This window comes from Intestinibacter sp. (assembly GCF_051866655.1).
GTDB lineage: Bacteria > Bacillota > Clostridia > Peptostreptococcales > Peptostreptococcaceae > Intestinibacter.
On record NZ_JBJDXL010000326.1, the window covers coordinates 1 to 3,539 of the forward strand.

Consider the following 3,539-nt stretch of genomic DNA (forward strand, 5'->3'; position numbering starts at 1 on the left):
AAAATATTTGCTAAAAAGAGTACAGACAAGTAGACAAAAGAACAACCTAAAAATATTAATAGTCAATAATCACGATAAAAAGAGAAATTCAGTAATGGAAAAAGAAAAAAATAGATATGAAAGATTTCTAGGAAAGCATGTGATATACACTGAATATTCATTTGAAGATTTTGCAAAGGATCCAAGGAAGATAATAGATTTAGCAAAATAAATTTTAACTTAAATAATTAATATAATATGGGAGAAAAAATATGTTTGGATTAGGGGTTATAGTTAACAGTTTAGTAGTTGCTCTAGCTAGTTTAGCTGCATTACTATTAAAAAATTTTATTCAAAGATTAGTTAAAAAGGAAACTATAGAAAATATAAGTAACACAGTAATGTCAGGATTAGCTCTTTGTGTAATATACATGGGTATATCAGGGGCTCTTGAATGTAAGCATACAATAGTTTGTATTGTATCTATGGTAGTAGGAGGTATAATAGGACAAATAATAGATATAGACAAGGCATTAAATAAATTTGGAGAAAAGCTAGAGGCCAAGTTCAATAAGGGTAATGGCGAACAAATATCTATATCACAGGGATTTGTGTCAGCTAGTTTGCTATTTTGTGTAGGAGCTATGGCAGTAGTTGGTTCTTTAAACAGCGGTCTATTTGGAGATAATCAAATTCTATATGCAAAATCAGCATTAGATGGAGTCGGTGCTTTTTTATTTTCTCTTACTATGGGAATAGGTGTTTTATTGTCAGCTGTAGCAGTATTTGTATATCAAGGGGCTATAGCAATGGGATCTTTTTTACTAAAGGGACTACTGTCTACTAGTGTTATAACAGAGATGAACGCTGTAGGAAGCTTACTTATAATGGCTTTAGGTATAAATATGATATTAAAATCTGACATAAAAGTAGCCAATTTGCTACCAGCTATGTTTATTCCAATTATTTTTGGAGTTTTCGGCGTTATCTAAAAAACTTTTAGACAAATTTTGTATTTAAAAGGAAAATAAGCTATAAAATCAAATATAGTAATAACGAAAAAATTTGCATAGAATTTTCAAGTGAAAATTTTTACAAGGAGGTTATTACTACATGATTTTATTTGATATAAATGGAGCAGTAATAAAATTCAATGAAAAAAGAGACAACTATAATACAATAAGAAAATTATTTTTAGAATATGCACAAAAATCAAGCGATGAATTTAAAGATTACTGCAATGATAATTTAACTACACTTAGACAGATAAATGACGATTATCTAAATTTTGCAGAAGCTCTAGTCGATCAATCTATAAAAAAAGGTGTAGAAATTTTAGTAAGCTACAATGTAATTGTTGTAGATTTTAAGATATTTAAAGAGACGTATTGTGAAAAGTATTTCGATTTTAAACGCATTTTCAACAATTTTATTAAAGAAAAGAATTCTATAAACAAAAATAAACGAAATACTTCAAGGCTATTCGATATAAAGCCGTTTGTAGATAGATTATCTAGAAGCTTATATAGAGATTGCTTTAATATACATATGGCCGTTATAGATGTTTTGTTAGAATACGGTGTAACAGATGTAGAATCCTATATAGATGCAAAATCTATAAAGCAGGCAAATGCGCTTTTTAACAACTACAAGGACGGATTTATAAGCAAGCCAGATAGCTATAAAATAGTCCAAAAAATTATAATGGCAAATCCTTATAGAAAAGATGTCTATGAATTTTTAATAAGAGAAGATGGCGATTTTGGTTGCGAGATAGAGAGACTAACAAAATACTTAGGTTATAATATAAAACCTTACAAGGCGTATTTGATGGATATGTACATTAAAGATCTTGTAGCTGAGGACATAAGTGATTTAGAAATAGCAAAGGAAAAAGTAAAGAAATATGCAAAATATATAGGTTGTGAAAATGACTCTATCTATATTACAAGGATAGATGCAATTTACACATTTGAAAACGCTTAAAAGCTAGCATCTGCTAGCTTTTTTGGCTTGAAAATTGCTTTATTAAATTACGTAAATTCTAAGATAAATATTATATATTAGTAATAACAGTCGATTTATGATGTAAAAGTTTAATTTTTTAGGAATATGCAAAAACGATGTTTATTTGTATACTATAGGGGTATAATAATAATGTAAAAGAAATGTTGACTAATGTGTATAATTAAAAGCTTGGGAGCCTGAGGGCTCCTTCTTTTTTGTAATTACTGGGTTTGATAATTTTAAATTCTTTCTAATTTATTAATTATCCCACCATTATCCCACCATTTTGCAATAAAATTTGATTTATTTATTTGAAAGCGGGGTATATATATACAAAATAAATATCTAAAAAATCCCAATAAATTATAAAAACCTAACCACAATAAAAGAGGCTAATCGATTAGCCTCTTTTTAGCGTCTATATCATAGGTTTATTTCTTCTTAATTCTAAATAGTAATTTGCAAAGCTTACACTGAAGTAAGGGAATACCCAAACAAGTCCTATACCCATAGTCAATATGCCTAGGAAAAACCATCCTATAAAGGATAATCCAAATACTATAATTTTAAAGAAATTACCTGTAACTAAATCCATACTAATTCGTACAGCATTTAATATAGGTGCATCAGTATCTAGTATAGCTAAAATTGAAAAAGATAAATAAATTTCTAAAATCATTATAAATATCGATGCAAGTGCAGCTATTATCACACCTACTACTGAAGATAAGAAAGTTATCAAGAAAGTACCTATATACATAAGTGCAGAGTAAATAAGGCATTTTAATAATTTTTCCTTAGAAACATTCATCCAAGAAAACTCCACTGGATCTAAGTTGTCGTTTTTAGCTATATTCAAAAACAGCATAGATGAATACACACCTGCAACAGATGTAAATAAGAAAGATAATATAGTAGATAAAGTGAAATATTCATCTTGTAATAAACTGATAAGACCACTTATTAAAATTATAGCTATAGATACCAAAATTGGAATTTTCAAATATGCATTTAACTTCTTTTTGGCATCTATTTTTAATTCAGCTCTACTTCTCATAAAAATTTTCCTCCTGTTATTTAATATCTCTTATTATATAGTATCACATATTTAAAAAAATAATTAAAAATAATCAAAGTTGTAACCAATCTGGAAACTTTGAATATAATGAATTATGTTTTATTTTTGTGGAGGTATATATATGTTCAAAAAAATTGTTTCTATTGTAAGTGCTGCTACTTTGGGAGTTTGCTGTTTGACGGGCTGTGGTAATCAAGCCTCTGAGAAAAATCTGGAAAAAGTAACTGTCGCCGAGGTTACACATTCAGTATTTTATGCGCCTCAATATGTTGCAATGAGCCAAGGCTTTTTTGAAGATGAGGGATTGGAAATTGACCTAGTAAATACTCAAGGAGCCGACAAAACAATGTCTGCTTTAATATCTGAAGAAGCTGATATAGGTCTTATGGGTCCAGAGGCTTCTATTTATATCTACAATCAAGGTGAAGAAAATTACGCTGTAAACTTCGCACAATTAACTCAATGCGATGGAAGC

At 28.8% G+C, this 3,539-nt stretch carries 4 protein-coding genes and 1 pseudogene; 4 read left to right on the forward strand and 1 reads right to left on the reverse strand.

The features are described from left to right. From ACI3VO_RS09700 to ACI3VO_RS09710, 3 genes and pseudogenes are all read left to right on the forward strand, one after another. A pseudogene (locus ACI3VO_RS09700) lies at positions 1 to 211 on the forward strand (SIR2 family protein); the annotation flags it as partial. Positions 212 to 251: 40 nt separating this feature from the next. After that, positions 252 to 971 carry a DUF554 domain-containing protein gene (locus tag ACI3VO_RS09705; RefSeq protein WP_439757727.1) on the forward strand — a complete coding sequence of 240 codons (720 nt, stop codon included), beginning with the start codon at positions 252 to 254 and terminating at the stop codon, positions 969 to 971. Between the two features lie 121 nt (positions 972 to 1,092). Then, positions 1,093 to 1,965, forward strand: coding sequence for a kinase (locus ACI3VO_RS09710; RefSeq protein WP_439757728.1), 873 nt, complete (start codon positions 1,093 to 1,095; stop codon positions 1,963 to 1,965). Positions 1,966 to 2,404: 439 nt separating this feature from the next. Here ACI3VO_RS09710 and ACI3VO_RS09715 read toward each other — a convergent pair whose 3' ends face one another. Further along, on the reverse strand, positions 2,405 to 3,043 hold the full coding sequence (locus tag ACI3VO_RS09715) for a DUF975 family protein (protein ID WP_439757729.1): 639 nt from the start codon (positions 3,041 to 3,043) through the stop codon (positions 2,405 to 2,407). 142 nt (positions 3,044 to 3,185) lie between these two features. Between ACI3VO_RS09715 and ACI3VO_RS09720 the strand changes: the two genes are divergently transcribed. Then, positions 3,186 to 3,539 (forward strand): ABC transporter substrate-binding protein (locus tag ACI3VO_RS09720; RefSeq protein WP_439757730.1); only part of this gene is annotated, 354 nt, incomplete at its 3' end.

Coding starts and splice junctions, on each gene's coding strand:
- ACI3VO_RS09710 (WP_439757728.1), top strand. CDS start 1,093: ATGATTTTATTTGATATAAATGGAGCAGTAATAAAATTCAATGAAAAA.
- ACI3VO_RS09715 (WP_439757729.1), bottom strand. CDS start 3,043: ATGAGAAGTAGAGCTGAATTAAAAATAGATGCCAAAAAGAAGTTAAAT.
- ACI3VO_RS09705 (WP_439757727.1), top strand. CDS start 252: ATGTTTGGATTAGGGGTTATAGTTAACAGTTTAGTAGTTGCTCTAGCT.